Consider the following 23,558-nt stretch of genomic DNA (forward strand, 5'->3'; position numbering starts at 1 on the left):
ACTGCGCGCCTTGCCTACCGCGACCACCGTCGAACACTTCGAGGCCCTCCTGCCCTGGAGTCTCAAGGCTGAGCAGTTGATCACAGCGTAGCGAGCCCCGGAAGGATGGGGTTCGTGGAGCGCTTACTTTCGATCGTAGGAGAAGCAGATGCAGAAGAACTTGATCGCCCTTGCCGTTGCAGGCCTCGTCGCCATGCCGGCCTTTGCGCAGACCAATGTGACGATTTATGGCCTAGTCGATATGGGCTACAAATGGTCTGACGACAATATCGACCATCGCGTATCCAGCCGTTCGGCGCTCGACTCGGGCATGAGCGCCGGAAGCCGCCTCGGCTTCAAGGGCACCGAGGATCTGGGTAACGGCATGAAAGTCGGCTTCGTGCTCGAGCAGGGCTTCAATCTCGACACCGGGACACTGGGCCAGGGCGGCCGGGTCTTCGGTCGGCAGTCCTTCGTCAGCCTCAGCGGCGGCTTCGGCACCGTCGCGCTGGGACGCCAGTATCCGGCGGGCTACCTGCTGACGGCGACGGTCGATCCCTTCGGCAGCGGTACCGCGGGGCAGTACAACAGCGTCTATCTGACTGAATACCGCTGGGACAACGCAGTGACCTATGTCTCCCCGACGTGGGGCGGCTTCTCGGTCTCCGCGGCATTCACGCAGAACGTCAATGGCGACGAGTCGCCTGACAACCGTGGGCAAGGTGACGTCGGGGATGTCCGAGCCTGGTCGATCGTGCCGCAGTACGTGAACGGTCCGCTCTTCGCGGGCATCCACCTCCAGGAGATGCGGGCCAAGTCCACCGGTCTGTACGACGGCGAGACCGTTCGTGTGTACGACGTCGCCGCCACCTACGACTTCGGTGTCGCCAAGCTCGCCGGCTCCTACGGCCTGCGTCGCGCCAGTGTTGCCGACTTCAGCCCCGATTCCGCGGCGGTGAACGGAAAGCACTCCAGGCAGTGGTTCGTCGGCGTGACCGTGCCGGTCAGCGCGGCCGGCACCGTACGCGCTTCCTACGTGGAGCGCGAGACCGAGGTCGTTTCCGGCGGGGGCGATGCAAAAGTCAGCCAGTGGGCGCTCGGCTACGAGCATGCGTTGTCGAAGCGCACGGCCCTCTACGCGGTGTATGCGGACATCGACAATGACGACGCCGCGAAGGATAGCGGGCTGTACGCCTCGATCGGCGACGCGATGGCCGGTGGCGTTGCGGGGGGAGATGGCTACCAGCGGGCCGTCAACCTCGGGGTGCGGCACAGTTTCTGAGAGCTCTGGTGAGAGCTCTGTGAGAGCTCTGGGGTCAGGTCTTTCATTTGCTCACGCGTGGTCCCCGGATGCGTGTGCTTTTTCCGCTACGTTCGTAATCCGCCGGGGATGCTTGGGCATCCCCTATGCAGGCGGCGGAACTCGCTTCGCTAGGACAGTCATCGCCTGCGGCAGGAATGCGCCGCACATCCCCGGTTATGGTGGTGGAGCGGGGCGGCCGCCTGGGTATCGGGTGCGGCGTCGTGGCCAACTTTTCTTTGTCTCCGTGGTCACTCCAGTGGGTGCGCATCCTGCGCAGCTTTGCCGAGAACCGATCAGGAGATGAAACTCATGCAGAAACTGCTCACCGCCTCGATCCTTGCGCTTGCCGCCACGACGGCGCAGGCCGATCCCGCCGTGATGTTCGGCATCAACTACAATTTTGGCGGCGGCGGGCCGGGTCTGTCGGTCAAGGTGCTGTCGAGCGATCGTGAGGACCGTACCGTGGCCTCGGTCGGGGCGAGCTATTACCCCATGATGAACCGTGTCGGGCTCGATGTCGGCGTTGGACGCACGTTCGAGAACGGTGCGGCGACGGTGAGCTGGGATGTGATCAACAGCGCGCCCCAGGCCAGCATCGGTTTTGTGGATACGGTGAAGTAGGGGGCGCTTTCACCACTTGGCTGCCCGCGGGAGGTGTCGCTGCAGCCCTGTCGCGACGCCGTGGGGCGCGCGGCCTCACGCCTTCCAGTCAGACTTGCTGGCCCTCAGCAACGCGTCCCAGTCATCAGGTGGGTGGCCCGACTTGAGCATCGTCTGAAAGACCGCATAAGGGTCGGTTTTGGCGCCTGCCGAGCGCAAGGTGTTCTCGTCGTTCACCCAGGCAAAGATGATGATTCTGGTCTTGGAGTCGAAGCGAAAGAACAACCGAAAGCGCCGGCCGATCTTGGCGCGGCGCCAGTGCCTGAACGCCGGCCCCATGGTATTGCCTTGTCGGTATTCTTCCCTGTTCGGATCGCCTGGAACGGTCTCGAAAATCAAATTCGCCAGCGCGGCAAACAGCTTGGTGTTTGCGTTGGATTCGTAGCGCGCTGGATCCTGCGCCCGCACGCGCGCGGCAGCGGCATCCAGTTTCTGGAGCTGCGCTATCAGGCAATCGTGGAAGAGCAGATTCCATCCGTGACGCTGGATCACAGCGCGACGTCGCCTTCGATGTCTTCGCGCAGATCCACGCGTTTACCGAGCGCAGCGAGCATCGAGCGCGTCAGATCGTCCGGTAGCGTCGTGATGTGCCGGCCGGATCGGATATCTTCTTCGAGGATTGCGAGGAAGCTGCCGATTGCGGGATCCTCGTGCGCGATTTCGGTTGCGCGCGTCACGATCACTCGGTCGCCGGTGAGGTCGAAGGCGACCTTGCCTCCTACATCCACCCCCAAGGCCTGACGAATGGGCTTGGGTAGCGTGATCTGACCTTTGGATGTGATGGTTGCGACTTCGCGAATTGCCGGCATGGTGAGCCTCTGGGGAATCAGCATTGAAGCGTAAAGTAAGGAATATTCCTTTCTTTGTCAAGGGCGGGGGGTCGGGGTCAGGTCTTTCATTTGCTCATCCCGTGTCGAGAGGGCCTGGGGTGGTTTGCAGGCTGAAAATGTCAAAGGCATAATTGGCGCTCTTCTTCCATTGGAGGGGCATCATGGCGCGGCCGTTGAGAATCGAGCTTGCGGGAGGTGTGTATCACGTGACATCGCGCGGCGATCGGCGCGAGATGATCTATGGTGATGATGCCGACCGGCGGGCGTGGGTCGATCTCTTCGGAGAGGTCTGCGAGCGCTTCAACTGGCGCTGTCATGCGTGGTGCCAGATGGGCAACCACTACCATGTGGTCGTGGAGACCGCCGAAGCAAACCTTTCGCGTGGCATGCGGCAGATGAACGGGGTTTACACGCAGGCAGTCAATCGCCGCTATGGCCGTGTCGGGCACGTGTTTCAAGGGCGCTACAAGGCCATCCTCGTGGAGGCGGAGGCCTACCTTGTGGAGCTCGCCCGCTATGTCGTGCTCAATCCGGTACGCGCCGGGCTGTGCAACGATGCGGCGGACTGGTCGTGGAGCAGTCATCGCGCGCTTCTCGGTCGCGTCGAGGCGCCCTCCTGGTTGGCGACGGACTGGGTCCTGGGCCAGTTCGGTGAGCTGCGCGCCCGCGCCATCGGCCGTTACGAAGACTTCGTGCGCGCCGGGGTTGGCCTGCCACCGATCTGGGAGGGCCTGAATGCGCAGATCTACCTGGGCAGCGAAGACTTTGCGGGGCGTATGGCGAGCAGGTTCGCCGACGATGAAGGCTTGAGCGAGGTGCCCAAAATGCAGCGTCGCCCGAAGGGTGTGGCCCTCGGCGCCTACGTCGAGCGTTGCCCCTCACGAGACCACGCCATCCTCGAGGCGGCTGATTCCGGCGAGTTTACCTACGCCCAACTCGCCGCTTTCTTTGGCCTGCATTACAGTTCGATCAGCCGCATCGTCGCCAAGGGCCGCGCGGCACGCCGGCCTCAACGGACTGTGAGCAAATGAAAGACCTGACCCCACTACTGCTCGGCTTGCGGAACCTCGCTGCTGGGCGGTTGCGCTGCGTCTTTGGGCGGCGAGTGCGCGCCTGCGGCTTCGAGCGGCGGTGTCGGCCCGGCGTAAGGGCCGGGGTCGGGGCATTCGCCGGTCGCGACTGGCGGGGGAACCTGCTTGCCCGCCTGCGCCATCTCGGCGAAATATCTGGCAGCCACGGCGTCCTGCGACTTGCATAGCTGATACGCGTCCACCCGTGCAGCCCAGGCGTTCCGCGCCGCTGTCTCTGCCGCCTTGGCCTTTTCCGCTTCGTCGAGAGGCGGCTGGGCGGCCACGGCGGAGGCGCAGAACATGGCGGTGAGCAGGGTGCCGAGAAGGCGGCCGAGACCGGGGAGTTTCTTGATTGGCATGGGGGTTCCTCCGTTGCGGTGGGCTTCGGTCAGACGGCGGTCGTAAGATTCTTTCAGATCCGCAGGCTGGGATAGTTGCGGCCGATCAGCGCGCATGTCAACGCCGACGGCGAACCAACTCCGCCCGCCTGCTCCGGACAGCCGCGCCCAAGCACCGGCTTCAGGTCTTCCATTGCCCATTCCTTGTGCGACTGCGCTTCCTGCTCCAGTGTTCTCCTGTTTGTGAAACAAGGAGCGTAAGACATGGAGGCGACGATCAGAGATTTACGCTTGCACACGGCAGAGGTCCTCGCGGCGGCGGATCGCGGGGAGGGTGTGTTTCGACCTTGATTCGGGCGACCGGCGGGCGTGGGTCGATCTCTTCGGAGAGGTCTGCGAGCGCTTCAACTGGCGCTGTCACGCGCGGTGCCAGATGGGCAACCACTGCGCTGTCGTCGTAGCGACCGCCGAAGCGAATCTCGCGCGCGGCATGCGGCAAGTGAACGGTGTGTACACGTCAAGTGACGTGCTGAGCCCTCGGCCTGTCGCGCGGTCGATCAGGCGATTTCCGGGTCGGCGCCGGTCTGCCGCGTGATCGACGATGCAGGTCAAGTGAAAGCCGCGGAGCCCGAAACAGCCGGGCTCCGCGTGCTGCCGATCAGAACACGCTGAACGGGTAGTCGATGAAGACGCGGACTTCCTTGCCACTGTTGTTGTAGCCGATGGCGTCGCTCGACACACGCAGCGACGAGGCGCGCAGGCGGACGTTCAGATCCTTGGCCGCACCGCTCTGCACCGTGTACGAGAGCAGGTTGAAGAACTCGTGCTCCTTGCCGTCGGTGGTGCTCGGGCCGCCGTCAGCAACGGCGTCGATGTCGCTGCCGCGGACGTAGGCGACGCGGTAGGTCAGGCCGGGCAGGCCGTACTGCGCGAAGTCGATCGTGTAGGCGAGCTGCCACGACTTCTCGTCCTTGGCGTTGAAGTCCGACCAGTAGGAGTTGGCCAGCCAGATCGAACTTCCGCCGTTGCCGGTGCCGCCCGCGTTCTGGTACCAGCCGTAGTCGTAGCCGACGTCGCCGCTGCTGCGCTGGTACGCCAGCGTGAAGGCGTGCGGGCCGGTCGTGTAGGTGCCGGCCAGGCTCCAGATGCGGTTCTTGTTGTCGGTGACGTCGTACTTCGTGTTGTAGCCGTTGAAGTCGAAGGCCAGCGAATTGCTGGCGATCGGCATCACGTAGTTCAGGTTGAGGTACTGGCGCTTGAAGGAGTTCTCGCGCACGACATTGTCGACGTCCGACGCGTACAGCGCACCGCGCAGTGCATCGCTGAAAACATAGCTCGCGCCGATGACGTCGATGCCTTTGAGGCCACCGCTGTCACGGCCCTCGTCACTCTTGCGCGACTGGGCGTGGAAGGTGCCGGCGACGAACTCGAGGCCGTCGATCTCGTTCGAGGTCAGCATCGTGCCGGTGAAGCTTTCCGGCAGCAGACGCGAGTCGTCATGGTTGAGCACCGGCAGCGACGGGCGCAGGTCGCCGTAGGCGAGCACGGTGTTGGACAGACGGGCCTTGAGCGAGGCGCCGCCCTTGGCGACATCGTGTTCCGGATTGCCGTTGCTGTCCTTGATGAAGAAGTCGATGCCACCGTTGCCGCTGCGACGGCGGGTGCTGTCCAGGCGCAGGCCGTAAGCCGCGAACGCGTCGACGCCGAAGCCGACCGTGCCCTGGGTGAAGCCCGACTCGAAATTGGCGATGACGCCCTGGCCCCATTCGGAGCTGTCCTGGCGACCGTCGCTGTAATCACGATTGATGTACGCGTTACGCAGCAGCACGTTCAGCGAGCTGTCTTCCACGAAACCCTTGGCGTCGGCCTGCCCGGCCGCAACTGCGGGCGTGGCGGTTGCCAGGCCCAGCACCATCAAACCGACCCACTGCTTTGACTGCATGCTCTTTCCTCGAAGCTGATTGTTGTTTGAACAAGACAGGACGCACGACACCGCTGCGCCCGGGCGCGCGATTCTCTCACTCCTCATCGGCCCGGGCTGCGCGTAGATCGAAATTTCCCGCCCCTGCCGGCAGTACATTGCGGCCTGGCTGCAACACAGGGGGCGTTGCCTGCGGGTGAGCCGCCGCCGTGCAAGAATGAGCAGATGAAAGACCTGACCCCGCACTGCTGCAACCACGACGACCGCCCCCCGGGCGAGTCCGTGCGCCTCATCGTCATCCACGCCATCAGCCTGCCGCCCGACGACTTCGGCGGCCCGGGCGTGGAGCAACTGTTCACCAACGCCCTCGATCCCGAGGCGCATCCCTATTACGCGACCATTCATCACCTGCGCGTGTCGGCGCACTACTTCATCCGCCGCGACGGCGAGACGATCTGCTTCGTCGATCCGGATCGGCGCGCCTGGCACGCCGGGGCGTCGTGCTGGAACGGGCGCGAACGCTGCAACGACTTCTCGATCGGCATCGAGCTGGAGGGCAGTGACACGCGGCCGTTCGAGCCGGTGCAGTACGAGCGTCTGGCGGCGCTGGTCGCCGAATTGCAGCGGCGCTACCCGATCGAGGCCGTGGTGGGGCACTCGGATATTGCGCCCGGCCGCAAGACCGATCCGGGGCCGTTTTTCGACTGGAACCGCCTGAATGTGCTGCTTGCGCGGCGCAATGACATCCGGGCCGACGCTCACCCGCATGTCAAGTTTTGACAAAATGCTTGGCTGCGAATAGAATTCGTCTCGTGTTGCAACGCAACATTTTAATTTTACTTTGAATTCGGTGCGGCGCCTCCCCATCCTGGGGTGGACGCAGTTTCATGGACGCTCGCACCGCGGGGTCTGTCGTCATGTTGCGACGGCGGGCCTTAACACCTACTGGCGACCGAGTTCGTTAGCCCATCGTCGTGGCCCACCGGCCGCGCGATGCGAGCACTGCCCGAAACGGCGGTGCGAGCCGAGCCCCACATCCGGGGCAGGGCATGGCAGCGACTCAGGCCACAGCATGGAGGACACCATGAAGCAAGCAACTCGATTCAACGCGCTTGCGCGTCAGCTGGGCGGTATTGCGCTCAGTCTCGCGCACGGCGTGGCAATGTCGGCCGGCCTCATGGGCATGGCGTATGTGGCAAACGCGGGTGACGGGCCGACTCGGGTCCAGTTCAGCGACACCTTCGTCGAGACTGCCGTCGAACCGACGGTGTCCGAACTGGCGATGGCATCCGGTCTGGGCCTGCGGGTCACACCGCCGATGAGCCTGCCGCTGGTGGAAGCCGAGCAGCTTTATACGCCGCCGGTCACGTTGGCGCCGGTCTCCCAGCCTGCGCCCGCGCCGGCCCTGAAGCTGGCCAAGGCGGTGGTGAAGGGCGTGGAAGCTCTGGGTGCGGATCCCTTCGCGCAGGACGACGGCGAACTCTCGACCGAGATGGTGCGCGTCCGTGACTGGATCACCGACACCTATCGCGTTTCGGAAAACGCCATCGAGCCTGCGCTCGCTGCTGCAGAAGCCCATGCCGAGGAACTCGGTTTCGATCCCCTGTTGATCGTGGCGATCATGGCGGTGGAGTCGAGCTTCAACACGCGCGCGGTCAGCAACATGGGCGCACAGGGCCTGATGCAGGTGATCCCGCGCTACCACAAGGACAAGATCGGCGCCAATCGTGGCCGTAATGCCCTGTTCGATCCCGAAGTGAATGTGCGCGTCGGCGCGCTGGTTCTGCACGAAGGCCTGCAGCGCTACGGCACCATGCAGCGCGCGCTGCAGTACTACAACGGCGCGCTCAAGGACCCGAAGGCGCGTTACACGCGCAAGGTGATGGCGCTCAAGAAGCGGCTGATGACGATCGCCGGGCGTACCGACACGCGCACGAGCATCGAGCTGGCAGGCTGACGCGCGCGCGCCTGCTGCGGCAGGCGGCGACGTGAAGATTGGCGATGGGCGGGTGGATGCAGATCCACGCCGCCCATCGCCGTTTACGTTTCAGCCGCCGAGCCCGAGGGCGTGGATGCGTTCGGCGGCCTCGAGCAGGCGCGCGCTGCGCGTGGTGTAGGCGATGCGCAGATGCTTGCGCGGCAGGTGGTAGCCAAAGTCCAGCCCGGGGGTGGCGGCCACGCCGGCCTCCTCGATCATGCGTCGGGCCAGGGCCTCCGAGTCCTCGGCCAGGCGCGAGATGTCGGCATAGACGTAGAACGCGCCCTGTGGCTCGGTGGCGATGGTGAAGCCGAGTTCGCGCAGCGCGGGCAGCAGCACGTTGCGGCGCTCGCCGAATTCGTGGCGGCGCGCCTCGAGGATGTCGATCGTTTCCGGTGCGAAGGCGGCGAGTGCGGCGTGCTGGGCGGGCGTCGACGGCGAGATGAAGAAGTGCTGGGCGAGCTTCTCGATCTCGCGCGCAAAGCCGGACGGCACCACCAGCCAGCCCAGGCGCCAGCCGGTCATCCCGAAGTATTTCGAGAAGCTGTTGACCACGAACAGGTCGTCGGCGGCGTTGAGCGCCGGATGTGCGAGCGCGGTTTCGGCCTCGACGCCGTAGCTCAGGCCCTGGTAGATCTCGTCGACCAGCAGCACGCCACCGCGGCGGCGCGTGACCTGGTGCAGCGCGGCGGTCTCGTCGATGTCGAGCAGGGTGCCGGTCGGGTTGGAGGGTGTCGCCACCATCAGGCCGCAGGTGTCGGGCATCCACGCGGCGTCGACCTGTGCCGCGGTGGGTTGGTAGCGCGACGCCGCATCCACCGGCAGCGCCTGGGCGACGCCTTCGAAGGCGCGCACCAGGTGGCGGTTGGAGGGGTAGCCGGGGTCGGGCAGCAGCCAGGCGTCGCCCGGGTCGGTGGTGGCGGCCAGCGCCAGCATCAGCGCGCCCGAGGCGCCGGCGGTGACGATGATGCGCTCGGGCGCCACGTCGGCGCGGAAACGGTCCTCGTAGAAGCGCGCGATCGCCTCGCGCAACTTCGGCAGGCCGAGCGCGGGCGTGTAATGCACGTCGCCGCCGGCGAGGAAGCGCGTGGCGGCGTCGATCACCGGCTGCGGGGTGGGGAAGTCGGGCTCGCCGACCTCCATGTGGATGATGTCGCGGCCCTGCGCCTCAAGCTCACGCGCACGGCGCAGCAGCTCCATGACGTGGAAGGGCTGGATGTCGCCAAGGCGGCGTGAGCGGTACATGGCGGAACTCCGGCGTTCAAAAGCAGAAAAGCGCCGGAGGGGCGCTTTTCGGGAAAGCATTCGCGGGCAAGTCCGCTCCCACGGGTGCTGCGTAGCAGACGAGGTGGTGAAGAGATCCGGGGCGGGAGCGGGCTTGCCCGCGAACGAGGCCAGCCCGCGCTCGCGGCCCGGGTTCAGTCGGTGTTGAGCGCCAGTTCGAACAGCTCGCGCTTCAACACCAGCTCGCGCGGCAGGCGGTCCTGCAGCTTGTCGAACCATTCCTTGTGCGAATTGAGCTCGGTGCGCCAGGCGTCGGCGTCGACCTCGGTGAGGGCGTCGAAGTCTGCACGGGTGATCTCGGCGTCGGTCCAGTCGAGGTCCTCGAAGCGCGGCATCCAGCCGAGCGCGGTTTCCTTGGCCTGGACCTTGCCCTGGCAGCGTTCGACGATCCACTTCAGCACGCGCATGTTCTCGCCGAAGCCGGGCCACATGAACTCGCCCTTCTCGTTCATGCGGAACCAGTTCACGCAGAAGATCTTCGGGGTGTCTTCAACGACGTGGCCCATGCGCAGCCAGTGGTTGAAGTAGTCTCCCATGTGGTAGCCGCAGAAGGGCAGCATCGCGAACGGGTCGCGGCGCACCACGCCCTGCGCGCCGAACGCGGCGGCGGTGGTCTCCGAGCCCAGGGTCGAGGCCATGTACACGCCGAAGTTCCAGTTGAAGGCCTGGTACACCAGCGGCACGGTGGTGGCGCGCCGGCCGCCGAAGATGAAGGCCGAGATCGGCACGCCGGCGGGGTCTTCCCAGGCCGGGTCGATCGACGGGCACTGGCTGGCGGGGGCGGTGAAGCGCGCGTTGGGGTGCGCCGCCTTGCGGCCGGTTTCCTGTGCGATCTCGGGCGTCCAGTCCTTGCCCTGCCAGTCCACGAGGTGGGCGGGTGCTTCCTTGCTCATGCCTTCCCACCACACGTCGCCGTCGTCGGTGAGCGCGACGTTGGTGAAGATGATGTTTTCCTTCAGCGTCGCCATGGCGTTGAAGTTGGTTTTTTCGGACGTGCCGGGGGCGACGCCGAAGTAGCCGTATTCGGGGTTGATGGCGCGGAACTTGCCGTCCGGGCCGGGCTTGATCCAGGCGATGTCGTCGCCGACGGTGGTGATCTTCCAGCCGCCGAAGGACTTGGGCGGGATCAGCATGGCGAAGTTGGTCTTGCCGCAGGCCGAGGGGAAGGCCGCCGCGACGTAGGTCTTTTCGCCCGCGGGCGATTCGACGCCGAGGATCAGCATGTGTTCGGCCAGCCAGCCCTCTTCACGCGCCATGTTGGAGGCGATGCGCAGCGCGAAGCACTTCTTGCCGAGCAGGGCGTTGCCGCCGTAACCCGAGCCGTAGGACCAGATCTCGCGCGTTTCGGGGTAGTGCACGATGTACTTGGTGGTCGGGTTGCACGGCCAGCGGCTGTCCTTTTCGCCGTGGGCGAGCGGGGCGCCGACGCTGTGCACGCAGGGCACGAACTCGCCATCGGTGCCGAGCACGTCGATGGCGCCCCGGCCCATGCGGGTCATGATGCGCATGTTGGTGACCACGTAGGGGCTGTCGGAGATCTCGACGCCGATGTGGGCGATCGGGCTGCCGAGCGGGCCCATCGAGAACGGGATCACGTACATGGTGCGGCCGTGCATCGCGCCCTTGAACAACTTGTTCAAGGTCTCGCGCATCACTGCCGGCTCTTCCCAGTTGTTGGTCGGGCCGGCGTCGTCCTTGTGCGCGGAGCAGATGAAGGTGCGGTCTTCGACGCGGGCGACGTCCGAGGGGTCGGACCAGGCGAGGAAGGAGTTCTTGCGCTTTTCCGGGTTGAGCTTGATCAGCATGCCGGATTCGACCATCTCGGCGCACAGGCGGTCGTATTCTTCCTGCGAGCCGTCGCACCAGACGACACGGTCGGGCTCGGTGAGGGCGGCAATTTCGCCGACCCACTGCTTGAGGCCTTCGTGGCGGACGTAATCGGGGGCAGCGGCAATGGCCGCCTGGGCGTGGTTCTGAGACATGTGTACAGCTCTCCCGTGCTGTGATGCGAAACCATCCCCGTCGGTCGGCCATCGCTGAAGCAGGGTGCTGCCTGGCCGGCGGGCTGCGAAAGGCGCGTGGCGCCTGATCTTGCGACTGGTGCGGCACAGGGGCGAAGCGTGCACCGCAATAGCCCATAATTATGCCATGGTCGGGCGCTTTCGATCAGGGCCGATCTGACTATCAGAAAGATCAATGCGGGCTATATGCGTATTTTTCACATCGCAGATTTACTTTTCGTAATGCGGTAATTAGCTGTTCCGCGGTATCCTTTTGGGCCTGATGCGCCCGCGTCGGCGCGCAAGGCCAACAACACACGAGACGAGAGGGGAAGATAAACATGGACGAACTGATCCGCGCGGCTGCGCTCGACTACCACCGCTATCCGCGTCCCGGAAAGATCTCGGTGACGCCCACCAAGGTGCTGTCCAACCAGCGCGATCTGTCGCTGGCTTATTCCCCCGGTGTGGCCGCGGCCTGCGACGCGATCGTCGAGGACCCTGCGCAGGCGGCCGAGCTCACCGCGCGCTCCAACCTGATCGGCGTGGTCACCAACGGCACCGCGGTGCTTGGCCTGGGCAACATCGGCCCGCTCGCCGCCAAGCCGGTGATGGAAGGCAAGGCCGTGCTGTTCAAGAAGTTTTCCGGGATCGACGTGTTCGACCTCGAGATCGACGAGCCCGACGCCGACAAGCTGATCGACATGATCGCCGCGCTCGAGCCCACGTTTGGCGGCATCAACCTCGAGGACATCAAGGCGCCCGAGTGCTTCTACATCGAGCAGAAGCTGCGCGAGCGCATGAAGATCCCGGTCTTCCACGACGACCAGCACGGCACCGCCATCGTGGTCGGCGCGGCGGTGCTCAACGGCCTGCACCTGCAGGGCAAGGATCTGAAGAAGGTCAAGCTGGTCACCTCCGGCGCCGGCGCCGCGGCGCTCGCCTGCCTCGGCCTGCTGGTCAAGCTCGGCGTGCCGGTCGAGAACATCTGGGTCACCGACATCGAGGGCGTGGTCTATGAGGGCCGCACCACGCTGATGGACCCGATCAAGGCGCGCTACGCGAAGAAGACCGAGGCGCGCAAGCTCACCGAGATCATCGAGGGCGCCGACGTGTTCCTGGGGCTGTCGGCCGGCGGCGTGCTCAAGGGCGAGATGGTGGCGAAGATGGCGCCCAATCCGCTGATCCTCGCGCTCGCCAACCCGACGCCGGAGATCCTGCCGGAAGAGGTCAAGGCGGTGCGCAGCGATGCGATCATCGCCACCGGCCGGTCGGACTACCCGAACCAGGTCAACAACGTGCTGTGCTTCCCGTTCATCTTCCGCGGCGCGCTCGATGTCGGCGCGACCACCATCACCGACGAGATGCAGCTCGCCGCGGTGAAGGCGATCGCCGAACTCGCGCGCGTCGAGCAGAGCGACATCGTCGCCGCTGCCTATGGCGAGAAGGTCGCCGGTTTCGGCCCCGAATACATCATCCCGCGCCCCTTCGACCCGCGCCTGATCGTCAAGATCGCCCCCGCCGTTGCCGAGGCGGGAATGAGCTCCGGGGTCGCGACGCGACCGATCACCGACTGGGATGCCTACCGCGCGCAGCTCAACAACTTCGTGTGGCATTCCGGCCTGATCATGAAGCCGGTGTTCGCGGCGGCGAAGATGGCGCCCAAGCGCATCATCTTCTCCGAGGGCGAATCCGAGAAGGTGCTGCGCGCCGTGCAGCAGGTGGTGGACGAGGGCCTGGCGCGCCCGATCCTGATCGGCCGCCCCGACATCGTGATGGGCAACATCGAGCGCTTCGGTCTGCGCATGGCGGCCGAGCGTGACTACGAACTGGTCAACCCCGACTCCGATCCGCGCTTCAACGAGCTCTGGCAGCACTACCACAGCCTGATGGAGCGCCGCGGCGTGTCGGTGGAGTACGCGAAGAAGGAAGTGCGTCGCCGCACCACGCTGATTGGCACGCTGCTGCTCAAGTTCGGCTATGGCGACGGACTGATCTGCGGCACCTACGGCATGCACCGCATGCATCGCGAATTCGTCGAGACCGTGCTCGGCCGGCGCGAGGGGGTCGATAACCTGTACACGGTGAACCTGCTGAGCCTGCCGGGCCGCACGCTGTTCCTCGCCGACACCTACGTCAATTACGATCCGACGCCGGAGCAGGTGGTCGAGATGACTCGGCTCGCCGCCGAGGAGATGAAGCGCTTCGGCATCGAGCCGCGCGTGGCGCTGCTGTCGCATTCGTCCTTCGGTTCGGCCGATTCGCCCACCGCCGAGAAGATGCGCACCGCGCTGCGCCTGCTGCACGAGCGTCATCCCGAGCTGCAGGTCGAGGGCGAGATGCACGGCGACTCGGCGCTCGACGCCAAGCACCGCCTGCAGATCTTCCCCAACGCCAAGATGCGCGAGGACGCCAACCTGCTGATCTTCCCGACCCTGGATGCGGCCAACATCGCCTTCAACCTGCTCAAGAATGCGGCCGGTGGCGGCATGACGGTGGGGCCGATCCTGCTCGGCGCGGCCAAGCCGGTGCACATCCTCACGCCGTCGGCGACCGTGCGCCGCATCATCAACATCACCGCGCTTACGGTGGTCGAGGCGGGCCAGGCCGGCTGAGCCGGGCGTTGCGACATTTGCCCTTGCCCCCCGGTCACGCCCTGCGCCATGCTGGCGGCCGGGTGTGAGCGGGGACGGGGCGATGGACGGGCATGAAGGGCACGCGGCGCTGGTGCTGACCGGGGGCGGGGCGCGTGCGGCCTACCAGGTCGGCGTCCTCAATGCCATCCGCGAGCTGCGCGGCAAGCGCACGGGCAATCCGTTTCCTATCCTGTGCGGCACTTCGGCGGGGGCAATCAACGCCGCCGCGCTCGCCGTGCACGCGGGCGACTTCGGCCGTGCCGTGCGCCACATCGATCGCATCTGGCGCGGCCTGCACGTCCACGATGTCTATCGTGTGGACCCGGCGGCGCTGCTCGGCAGTGGCGTGCGCTGGGGATCGGCCCTGTTCTCCGGCTGGATGGTGCGGCAGACGCCGCGTGCGCTGCTCGACAACGCCCCGCTGCAGGATCTGCTCGGGCGCGTGCTCGACCTCGCCGCGATCGAGCCGGCGATCAAGCGCGGCGACCTCCACGCGGTGAGCGTCACCGCATCCGGCTACAGCACCGGCGAGAGCCTCGCCTTCTTCCAGGGGGCGATCGACATCCTGCCGTGGCGGCGCGCGCAGCGCCTGGGCGTGCGCAGCGAACTGCGCATCGAGCACCTCATGGCCAGCTCGGCGCTGCCCTTCGTCTTTCCCGCGGTCAGGATCCATCGCGAATTCTTCGGTGACGGTTCGATGCGCCAACTTGCGCCGGTGAGTCCGGCGATTCACCTTGGGGCGGATCGCATCCTGGTCATCGGTGCCGGGCGCACGGCGGACGAGGGGCGGGTGCGGGTGGAACGCTATCCGTCGCCGGCGCAGATCGCCGGCCACGCGCTGTCGAGCATCTTCCTCGACACGCTCGAGGTGGATCTCGAGAGCCTCGCGCGCATCAACGATACCGTCGGCCGGCTCGACTCCACGCAGCGCAAGGCCGCAGGTATTCCTTTCCGGCCCATCGAGACCCTGGTCATCCAACCCTCGCAACGACTGGATACAATAGCGGGCCGTCACGCCGCCAGCCTGCCTGCGCTGCTGAGAACCGTATTGCGCGGCCTCGGGACACTGCGCCGTGAAGGCTCGACCCTGCTTTCCTATCTGCTCTTCGAGCCAAGTTACACGCGTGCGCTGATCGAGCTTGGGTACCATGACGCGATGGCGCGCGCGCCTGAACTGAGACGCTTCCTGCGCCTGGACTGAGTGGGGCGGCGCGATTCTTGGGCGTCGTTCGGCCGCTTTCGTGGCGAATGTGGGAAAATTTCACGCTCTTCTTCGAAACGACTTGAAATCTGTTTTGTATCTGCTTATTTTTAAAACAAAAGACCGCGCCACTCCCGTCGTTTCCCCTTTCTGCCTGCCTGCCACCACCATGAAGCTCAGAGTCCTTATTGCTGCCCTCGCTGCGCTGTTCGCGCTGCAATCCGGTGTGGCTGCTGCCGCCACCACCACCAGCCGCACCTCTGGCAAGACGGTGTCGGTGGCCAAGCCGAAGGCTGTGGCGACCAAGTCGGCGAAAAAGACGGTGGCGACAAAGAAGGCCGCTGCCAAGCCGGCAGTCAAGAGCAAGGTGGCGAGCAAGGCGAAGCCGACCAGGAAGACCGTTGCCAGGGCGAAGGCGGCCCCCATGCGGGTGACGCTGCGCAAGGCGGCGGCGGCGCCTGCGCTTGCGGTGGCGCCGGCGGCGTTGCTGGCCGACGAGGCGCTCGCGCTCGACGCCAGCGGCATGCCGGTGCTGGGTTCGAGCGCTTTCTATGTCATCAATCAGAACACCGGCGAGGTGCTGCTCGAGCGCAACGGCGCAGCCGTGCTGCCGATTGCCTCGATCACCAAGCTGATGACCGCAATGGTCGTGCTCGAGTCCGGGCAGCGCCTGTCCGAACCGATCGAGATCACCGAGGGCGACATCGACCGCCTCAAGGGCACGGGCTCACGCCTGTCCTTGGGCACCACGCTGACGCGCGAGGACATGCTGCATCTGGCGCTGATGTCGTCCGAGAACCGCGCGGCCTCGGCGCTGGCGCGCAACTACCCGGGTGGCGAGGCCGCCTTTGTCGAGGCGATGAACGTCAAGGCCCGCCTGCTCGGGCTGTGGAACACCCGCTTCCACGACAGCACCGGCCTCAATCCCGGCAACGTTTCCAGCCCGCGCGACCTGGCCAAGCTGGTTGCGGCGTCGGCGTCCTTTCCGCTGATTCGCGAGTTCTCGACTGCGCATGAGCGCTATGTGGACATCAACGGCCGCATGCTGCGCTTTGGCAATACCAACAGCCTGGTGCGCAGTCCGGAGTGGGCGATCAGCGTGTCGAAAACCGGCTACATCTCCGAGGCGGGGCGTTGCCTGGTCATGCAGACCTGGCTGCACCAGCAGCCGGTGGTGATGGTGCTGATGGACTCGTATGGCCGCTACACCCGCACTGCCGACGCCAAGCGCGTGCGCAAGTGGCTCGAGCAGACCGTCACCCAGCGCATGGCGGCAGCGCCGCAGCGCATCGGCGGCTGATTTCTCCAGACGCGGCTGGCGGCGGCTCGCCGCCGTGCCGTGTTCTCAGAGCGCGTATCCGCGCGCTGGCTCCACGCCCGTGGCGGGCAGCACCCCTGCATGGCGACTGTCCTGCGGTTGACCTTTGTCAATGGGGGGTGTCGGGACGCTGACTAAGCTCAAAAGCTTCGATCGCGAACCGACTCCACGAGAGGATCCGCCCATGGGTGCTGCCCTGCCTGAAACCGCACCGAACCGCCTGTTCCTGTCCGGCAACGAGGCCGTCGCCCTGGCCGTGCGCGACGCCGGCTGCCGTGTCGCCGCCGCCTATCCCGGAACGCCGTCCACCGAGATCCTGGAAGAGGTGTCGCGCTTTCCCGATCTGTACACCGAGTGGTCGGTGAACGAAAAGGTCTCGCTCGAGGTCGCGCTCGGGGCCTCGATGGTGGGCGCGCGCGCCTTCTGCGCGATGAAGCACGTCGGCCTCAACGTCGCCGCCGACGCGCTGATGACCATGACCGTGACCGGCACCGAAGGCGGCCTGGTGATCGCAGTCGCCGACGACGTGGGCATGTCCTCGTCGCAGAACGAGCAGGACTCGCGCTTCTGGGCGCGCTTTGCGCACCTGCCGATGTTCGAGCCGGCCGACGCGCAGGAGTCCTACGACATGACGCGCGCGGCCTTCGCGCTCTCCGAGCGCTTCCGCTGTCCGGTGCTGCTGCGCCTGACCACCCGCATCTGCCACGTCAAGGGGCGCGTGCTCGCGGGCGGGCGCGAGGCGCACGAGCCCGCCGGCTTCGTCAAGGATCCGCAGCGCTGGGTGATGGTGCCCGGCAACGCCAAGCCGCGCGTGGCGCTGATGTACGAGCGCGAGGACGCGCTGCGCGCCGCCGCCGCCGAGAGCGCCTTCAACCCCCTGGTCGCGGGCATTGACCGCCGCGTCGGCTTCGTGACCTCGGGCCCGGCCTTCATGCACGTGCGCGAGGCCTTCCCGGACGCGCCGGTGCTCAAGCTCGGCCAGTCCTGGCCGCTGCCGCTCGAGCGCGTGCGCGAGCTTGCCGCCAGCGTCGATCAACTGCTGGTGGTCGAGGAGACCGAGCCCCTGGTCGAGAACGAGCTGCGCGCCGCCGGCATCGCCTGCGCCGGCAAGGACGTGCTGCCGCGCGTCGGCGAACTCTCGCCCGACCGCCTGCGCCCGGCGGTCGCCCGCCTGCGCGGCGAGACCGTGGCCGCCGAGGCCCAGGCCACCCGCCTGGTGCCGCAGCAGGTCTTCCCGCGCCCGCCGACGATGTGCGTGGCCTGTCCGCACCTGGGCATCTATTACACCCTGGCGCAGCTACGCAACCTCACCATCTCGGGCGACATCGGCTGCTACACGCTCGGCGCCGGCCAGCCCTGGAACGCGCTCGACACCTGCATCTCGATGGGTGCGTCGATGGGCGTGGCGCTCGGCATGGACAAGGGCCGCGGCGAGGCCGACGCGAAGAAGTCCGTGGTGGCGGTGATCGGCGACTCGACCTTCCTGCACATGGGCATGCAGGGCCTGCTCGACATCACCTGGAACCGCGGCAACGTCACCGTGCTGCTGCTGGACAACCGCGCGGTGGGCATGACCGGCGGCCAGGACAACCCCGGCACCGGCCGCGATATCCATGGCGAAGAGGCGCCGCGCATCGACTTCGCCAAGCTGTGCGAGGCGCTCGGCGTGAAGAAGGAGCGCATCCACGTCCTCGACCCCTACCAGCTTCCGGTGCTGTTCAAGGCGCTGCGCGAGGAGACCAGGATCCCAGAGCCCTCGGTGATCATCACCGACCGGCCCTGCGTGCTGATCGGCGACTACAAGCCGACCCAGCCCTACAAGGTCATCGACGACAAGTGCACCGGCTGCGCCAACTGCCTCGACGTCGGCTGCCCGGCGATCCACGTCACCCGGCGCGGCACCGAGGTCAAGCCCTCGGGCAAGGAGGTCGAGCTCTCCTTCGTGCGCATCGAGACCTCGGCCTGTACCGGCTGCGGGCTGTGCGTGCAGCCGTGCGCACCCGAGGCCATCGTCCATGCCCCGCCGGAGCATCCGGTGAAGTTCCTGCACGCCAAGATCTGAGGAGGCCCGCAATGACCATCACCAACATCGCGGTTTGCGGCATCGGCGGCCAGGGCGTGATGACCGCCACCGAGATCCTTGCCGAGGCGGCGCTGTCGCTCGGCTTCGACGTCAAGAAGACCGAAGTGGCGGGCATGAGCCAGCGTGGCGGGGTGGTGACCTCGCACCTGCGCTTCGGCCCCGAGGTGCTGTCGCCGCAGATCATGCCGGGCGACGCCGACCTGCTGGTCGGGTTCGAGGCCGCCGAGGCGCTGCGCTGGGCGCACATGCTCAAGCCGGGCGGGAGCGCGCTCGTCAACCAGGGGCGCCTGGTGCCGCCGGTGGTGAACATCGGCCTCTACGATTACCCGGACGATCCGATCGCCCAGATGCGCGCGCTCGGCCTTGCGGTGTTCGACTTCGACGCCAGCGCGCTCGCGCAGCAACTGGGCAACATCCGCCTGGGCAACACGGTGATGCTGGGCGCCATGTCCGAGCGCCTGCCGTTTCCGGCGGGCGTATTGCGCGAGGCCGTGCTGGCGCGCTTTGGCGCGCGCAAGCCGGAACTGCTGGAACTCAACCGCCAGGCCTTCGAGCTCGGTCGTGCCGCGGTCGCGGCGGCAAGCCCGGCCGCAGCCTGAGCCGCGTGCCCTTCACGCTGGGCGCTGGCGTCCTCGTCAGGCTGCGCGCGGCGCGAGGTAGCCGAGCGCGCGCGAGATCTCGTCGGCCGTTTCCTTGACCAGCGGCGCCCAGTCGGGATTGAAACGCTCGGAAGGCGTCGATAGCGACAGGCCGGCGATCAGTGCGCGATCGTCGTCGCGGATGCCCGCAGCGATGCAGCGCACGCCGGTTTCCACCTCGTCGAGGTCGAAGGCCACGCCGTGGCGGCGCACGCGGTCAAGCTCCTTTTCGAGCGCGGGCAGGGTGGTGATGGAGGCTGGCGTGGATGCGGGGAGCGCGGTGCGGCGCGCGTACTCGCGGATGCGCTCCAGCCCGGCCTCGACCAGAAACAGCTTGCCGGTGGCAGTGGTGTGCAGCGGCGCGCGTGCGCCGACGATGTGCACCACGCGCACCGAGGAGCGACCGCTCGAGGTGCGCTCGACATAGACGATCTCGTCGCCGGCGCGCACGCCCAGATTGACGCTCTCGCCGGTGGCAGCGTGCAGCTTGAGCATGAAGGGCATTGCCGTCTCGCGCAGCGAGATGCGCGACTTCACGATGCTGCCCAGCTCGAGCAGACGGATGCCCAGGCGGTAGATGCCCGCGTCTGCGCGCTCGACGAATCCGCTGTGGGTCATCGCCCCCAGGATGCGATGCGCGGTCGACGGGTGAAGCCCGGTCTCGAGCGCGAGTTGCTTGAGCGGAACGGGGTCGGCATGCTGGGCGAGCACATCGAGCAGTTTCATCATGCGTTCGATCACCTGGATCGACGCCTTGGCTTCGGGTGTTGCGCTGGATTCGGGCTTTTTTGTGGGCACGGCGGACTCGAAATGATGCAGGCTATATCACCTGATGAAATGGTAACTGGCCGCCTTGATTTCGCCTAGTGAAATTGCGTGCCGTGCGGCGGCTGGCTGGCTTCCCTGTATACTTTGGCCAAAACACAGGGCGTGCGCTGAATGGCGGGCCTCTGCGCAGGTGCGTTTGTTTGCGCCGCGCGGTTCCCCGGCCGTTCCGTGCCCCTCGCGATGTTTTTCACCAAGCCCCCCGATTACCCTGACCCCTGCCGGATGTCTCGATGAGTCTCGTCCTGATCGTGTTGCTGCCCTTCATCGGCGCGCTGTTTCCGGCGCTGATGATCCGCTCGGGTCGCAGTGTCTGCGCCACCGGCACCCTGGCGTTCACGCTGCTCGCCTTCGCTCTCCTGATGTCTCATGTGCCGGCGGTGTTCCGCGGCGAGGTGGTGACCGCAAGCTGGGACTGGTTGCCGGCGCTGGGGCTGCAGGCGAGCTTCTTCCTGGACGGACTGGGGCTGTTCTTCGCCGGCCTGATCCTCGGCATCGGCGTGCTGATCATCGTCTACGCGCGCTTCTACCTCGCCAAGGACGACCCGATGGGCGCGTTCTACAGCTACCTGCTGCTGTTCCAGGGGGCGATGGTGGGAGTGGTGCTGTCCGACAACATCCTGCTGCTGCTGGTGTTCTGGGAGCTGACCAGCCTGTCGTCCTTCCTGCTCATCGGCTACTGGAAGCACCTGCCCGAAGGCCGCCAGGGCGCGCGCATGGCGCTCACCGTGACCGGCGCAGGGGGGCTGGCGATGATCGCCGGCATGCTGATCCTCGGCGACATTGCCGGCTCCTACAACCTCACCGACATCCTGCGTGAGAAGGATGCGATCCAGGCCTCGCCGCTGTATCTGCCGGCGCTGGTGCTGATCCTCGCCGGCTGCTTCACCAAGAGCGCGCAGTTCCCCTTCCACTTCTGGCTGCCGCATGCGATGGCCGCGCCCACGCCGGTGTCGGCCTATCTGCACTCGGCGACGATGGTGAAGGCGGGCCTGTTCCTGATGGCGCGCATGTGGCCGGTGCTCGCCGGCACCACCGAATGGTTCTACCTCGTCGCCACCACCGGCCTGGTGACGATGCTCGTGGCGGCGGGCATCGCGCTGTTCAAGGACGATCTCAAGGGGCTGCTGGCGTATTCCACCGTGAGCCACCTCGGGCTGGTGACCATGCTGCTTGGCTTCGGCACGCCGCTGGCCGCAGTGGCGGCGGTGTTCCACATCCTCAACCACGCCACCTTCAAGGCGGCGCTGTTCATGAACGCCGGCATCGTCGACCACGAGGCCGGCACGCGCGACATCAAGCGCCTGGGCGGCCTGCTGCATCTGATGCCGATCACGGCCACGATGGCCATGGTGGCGGCTGCGTCGATGGCGGGTCTGCCGCCCTTCAACGGTTTCCTGTCCAAGGAAATGATGCTGCACGAGGCGGTCGACACCACCTGGCTGGGCAACGGCTGGGTCGTCGCCGCGCTGGCGACGCTGGCGGCGTGCTTCTCGGTGGCTTACTCGTTCCGCTACATCGTGCACGTGTTCTTCGGTGCGCGCCGCGACGACTACCCGCACAAGCCGCACGATCCGCCCGCCGGCATGTGGCTGCCGCCGGCGCTGCTGGTGGTGCTGGTGGTGGCGATCGGCCTGTTCCCCGACGCGGTCGCCGGCCCCCTGGTGGCGGTGGTGGCGCGCGCGGTGACCGGCGGTGCGCTGATGGATTACCACCTGGCGCTGTGGCACGGCTTCACGCCGGCACTCGGCTTGTCGGCGATCGCGGTGGTGGTTGGCCTGACCGCCCTGGCCGCATATGTGCGCGTGCGTGCGGTGTGGCAGGCCGGACCGCACCCCGAGGCGAAGGCAATGTTCGACGGCTTCATCGCCGCTGCAGTGGCGATGGCGGCGGGCCTCACCCATGGCCTGCACAATGGTTCGCTGCAGCGCTACCTGGCGTTTGCCCTCGCCGCGGTCACCGCCGCCGGCTTCGTCGCCTTCTTCAACGCGCCGTATGCGCCGGGCACGCGCGAACTGCTGCCGGCGGCGCCCGCAGCGATCGTGGGCTGGGTGCTGCTGGTCGGCGGCTGCGGGCTCACGGTGGCGCTGTTCCGCAGACGCGTGCTGTCGGTGCTGATCGTGGGGACGGTCGGCCTCATGGTGTGCGTGGCTTTCATCTATCTCTCCGCGCCCGACCTTGCCCTGACCCAGATCTCGGTGGAGGTGACCACGGTAATCCTGATCCTGCTCGCGCTCTACTTCCTGCCCAAGTATGGGCCGCAGAGTTCGTCGGTGCGTGCCGACCCGCTGCGCCACCTGCGCGACGGCGTGCTGGCGGTCACTGCCGGCCTCGGCATGGCCGGGGCGAGCTGGGCGATGCTGACCCGCGACGGCACCTCGCTGTCGCACTACTACCTCGAGAACGCGGTGTCGGGCGGCGGCGGCACCAACGTGGTGAACGTGATCCTGGTCGACTTCCGCGGCTTCGACACCTTCGGCGAGATCACCGTGCTCGGCATTGCTGCGCTGGCCATCTACGCGCTGCTCGACGGCGCACTGAGTGGTCGCGTCGGTCGCCGCCTGAGCGCCTGGTCGCCCGACCTGCCGCAGTCGGCCGACCGCCACCCGATGATCATGGTGGTCGCTACCCGCGTGATGCTGCCGCTGGCGATGCTGGTGGGCGCCTACATCTTCCTGCGCGGCCACAACCAGCCTGGCGGCGGCTTCATTGCCGCGCTCGTGGTGTCGATCGCGCTGATCATGCAGTACATGGCGAGCGGCTTTGGCTGGGCGGCGCACCGGGTCAAGGTGAACTACCACGCCATGATCGGCGTCGGAGTGCTCGTCGCGGCGACCACCGGCGTTGCCGCGATGGTGCTCGACCAGCCTTTCCTGACCTCGACCTTCGGTCACTTCCACCTGCCGCTGGTGGGCGACTTCGAGCTCGCGAGCGCGATGGCCTTCGATACCGGTGTGTTCCTGACCGTGGTGGGCGCGGTGATGCTGGCGCTGGCCAATCTGTCGCGCATGGGGCGGTGGACGAATCCGCATTCGATCAACAAGACCGCGATGGATGTGGATCCGAGCGCGTCCCCGCACAAGGAGCACGCCTGATGGAGTTTCTCGTCGCCAGCGCGATCGGTGTGATGACCGCCGCAGGGGTCTACCTGGTGCTGCGCGCGCGCACCTTCCCGGTGGTGATCGGCCTGTCTCTGCTCACCTATGCCACCAACCTCTTCCTGTTCGCTACCGGCCGGCTGGCGATCAATCGGCCGCCGGTGATTGCGGCTGACGCCGTGGCCTACATCGATCCGCTGCCGCAGGCGCTGGTGCTGACCGCGATCGTGATCTCCTTCGGCATGACGGCGGTGATCGTGGTCATGGCGCTGCGTGCCTACCTCGAGACCGGCAACGACCACGTCGACCTGCCCGGCGACGCGTCGCCCGAGGCGAGCGACGACGACTGGAAGCAGCGCGGTCACAAGCAGGCCGCCGGGCCAGGGGCGAAGAAGG

Annotated in this window: 18 protein-coding genes and 1 pseudogene; 12 read left to right on the plus strand and 7 right to left on the minus strand. The window is 66.5% G+C overall.

The genetic code is table 11. The annotated features are described in order from the left end of the window. Positions 1-148: 148 nt before the first annotated feature. Both RBT54_RS13820 and RBT54_RS13825 read left to right on the plus strand, forming a co-directional pair. Positions 149-1,261, plus strand: coding sequence for a porin (locus RBT54_RS13820; RefSeq protein WP_320367653.1), 1,113 nt, complete (start codon positions 149-151; stop codon positions 1,259-1,261). A gap of 330 nt (positions 1,262-1,591) precedes the next feature. Continuing rightward, on the plus strand, positions 1,592-1,903 hold the full coding sequence (locus tag RBT54_RS13825) for a hypothetical protein (RefSeq protein ID WP_320367654.1): 312 nt from the start codon (positions 1,592-1,594) through the stop codon (positions 1,901-1,903). A gap of 75 nt (positions 1,904-1,978) precedes the next feature. Here the strand turns inward: RBT54_RS13825 and RBT54_RS13830 are convergent, their stop codons facing one another. Together RBT54_RS13830 and RBT54_RS13835 are read right to left on the minus strand one after the other, a co-directional pair. Continuing rightward, positions 1,979-2,431 carry a type II toxin-antitoxin system YhaV family toxin gene (locus RBT54_RS13830; RefSeq protein ID WP_320367696.1) on the minus strand — a complete coding sequence of 151 codons (453 nt, stop codon included), beginning with the start codon at positions 2,429-2,431 and terminating at the stop codon, positions 1,979-1,981. Then, positions 2,431-2,751: a type II toxin-antitoxin system PrlF family antitoxin gene (locus tag RBT54_RS13835; RefSeq protein ID WP_320367655.1), complete on the minus strand. Its 321-nt coding sequence runs from the start codon at positions 2,749-2,751 to the stop codon at positions 2,431-2,433. The genes RBT54_RS13830 and RBT54_RS13835 overlap by 1 nt, the downstream gene beginning before the upstream one ends. Before the next feature lie 182 nt (positions 2,752-2,933). Here RBT54_RS13835 and RBT54_RS13840 point away from each other — a divergent pair, with 182 nt between their 5' ends. Beyond that, positions 2,934-3,803, plus strand: coding sequence for an REP-associated tyrosine transposase (locus tag RBT54_RS13840; RefSeq protein ID WP_320367656.1), 870 nt, complete (start codon positions 2,934-2,936; stop codon positions 3,801-3,803). Positions 3,804-3,817: 14 nt separating this feature from the next. Here RBT54_RS13840 and RBT54_RS13845 read toward each other — a convergent pair whose 3' ends face one another. Then, entirely contained in the window at positions 3,818-4,201 is a 384-nt protein-coding gene (locus tag RBT54_RS13845) for a hypothetical protein (protein ID WP_320367657.1), read from the minus strand. 637 nt (positions 4,202-4,838) lie between these two features. Further along, positions 4,839-6,122 (minus strand): OprD family porin, encoded by a 1,284-nt coding sequence (locus tag RBT54_RS13850; protein ID WP_320367658.1) that lies wholly within the window; start codon positions 6,120-6,122, stop codon positions 4,839-4,841. 204 nt (positions 6,123-6,326) lie between these two features. Here RBT54_RS13850 and ampD point away from each other — a divergent pair, with 204 nt between their 5' ends. Continuing rightward, positions 6,327-6,881, plus strand: coding sequence for a 1,6-anhydro-N-acetylmuramyl-L-alanine amidase AmpD (gene ampD / locus RBT54_RS13855; RefSeq protein ID WP_320367659.1), 555 nt, complete (start codon positions 6,327-6,329; stop codon positions 6,879-6,881). A gap of 304 nt (positions 6,882-7,185) precedes the next feature. After that, positions 7,186-8,058, plus strand: a complete 873-nt coding sequence (locus tag RBT54_RS13860; RefSeq protein ID WP_320367660.1) for a transglycosylase SLT domain-containing protein — start codon at positions 7,186-7,188, stop codon at positions 8,056-8,058. 90 nt (positions 8,059-8,148) lie between these two features. Here RBT54_RS13860 and RBT54_RS13865 read toward each other — a convergent pair whose 3' ends face one another. Then, positions 8,149-9,324 carry a pyridoxal phosphate-dependent aminotransferase gene (locus tag RBT54_RS13865; RefSeq protein WP_320367661.1) on the minus strand — a complete coding sequence of 392 codons (1,176 nt, stop codon included), beginning with the start codon at positions 9,322-9,324 and terminating at the stop codon, positions 8,149-8,151. Between the two features lie 173 nt (positions 9,325-9,497). Further along, entirely contained in the window at positions 9,498-11,345 is a 1,848-nt protein-coding gene (locus tag RBT54_RS13870) for a phosphoenolpyruvate carboxykinase (GTP) (protein ID WP_320367662.1), read from the minus strand. A 359-nt stretch (positions 11,346-11,704) separates the two neighbouring features. On the opposite strand from RBT54_RS13870, the gene RBT54_RS13875 reads away from it, so the two are divergent. From RBT54_RS13875 to RBT54_RS13895, 5 genes are all read left to right on the plus strand, one after another. Then, the gene (locus RBT54_RS13875; RefSeq protein ID WP_320367663.1) at positions 11,705-13,978 is read left to right on the plus strand and encodes an NADP-dependent malic enzyme; all 2,274 of its coding nucleotides are present in this window, start codon (positions 11,705-11,707) and stop codon (positions 13,976-13,978) included. Positions 13,979-14,060: 82 nt separating this feature from the next. After that, positions 14,061-15,200, plus strand: a complete 1,140-nt coding sequence (locus RBT54_RS13880; RefSeq protein WP_320367664.1) for a patatin-like phospholipase family protein — start codon at positions 14,061-14,063, stop codon at positions 15,198-15,200. Positions 15,201-15,369: 169 nt separating this feature from the next. Further along, positions 15,370-16,500, plus strand: a complete 1,131-nt coding sequence (gene pbpG, locus RBT54_RS13885) for a D-alanyl-D-alanine endopeptidase (RefSeq protein WP_320367665.1) — start codon at positions 15,370-15,372, stop codon at positions 16,498-16,500. A gap of 202 nt (positions 16,501-16,702) precedes the next feature. Further along, a complete protein-coding gene (locus tag RBT54_RS13890) occupies positions 16,703-18,580 on the plus strand; it encodes a thiamine pyrophosphate-dependent enzyme (protein WP_320367666.1) in 1,878 nt (625 codons plus the stop codon). 11 nt (positions 18,581-18,591) lie between these two features. Continuing rightward, a complete protein-coding gene (locus RBT54_RS13895; protein ID WP_320367667.1) occupies positions 18,592-19,200 on the plus strand; it encodes an indolepyruvate oxidoreductase subunit beta in 609 nt (202 codons plus the stop codon). Positions 19,201-19,236: 36 nt separating this feature from the next. Here RBT54_RS13895 and RBT54_RS13900 read toward each other — a convergent pair whose 3' ends face one another. Then, complete coding sequence (locus RBT54_RS13900) at positions 19,237-20,037, minus strand: IclR family transcriptional regulator (RefSeq protein ID WP_320367668.1); 801 nt, start codon at positions 20,035-20,037, stop codon at positions 19,237-19,239. Positions 20,038-20,297: 260 nt separating this feature from the next. On the opposite strand from RBT54_RS13900, the gene RBT54_RS13905 reads away from it, so the two are divergent. Beyond that, on the plus strand, positions 20,298-23,159 hold the full coding sequence (locus tag RBT54_RS13905; RefSeq protein ID WP_320367669.1) for a monovalent cation/H+ antiporter subunit A: 2,862 nt from the start codon (positions 20,298-20,300) through the stop codon (positions 23,157-23,159). Continuing rightward, positions 23,159-23,470, plus strand: a pseudogene (locus tag RBT54_RS13910) (Na+/H+ antiporter subunit C); the annotation flags it as partial. The gene RBT54_RS13905 and the pseudogene RBT54_RS13910, both read left to right, overlap by 1 nt. Positions 23,471-23,558 lie beyond the last annotated feature (88 nt).

Origin of the sequence: Thauera sp. (assembly GCF_034003485.1) — a bacterium.
Taxonomy (GTDB): Bacteria; Pseudomonadota; Gammaproteobacteria; order Burkholderiales; family Rhodocyclaceae; genus Thauera.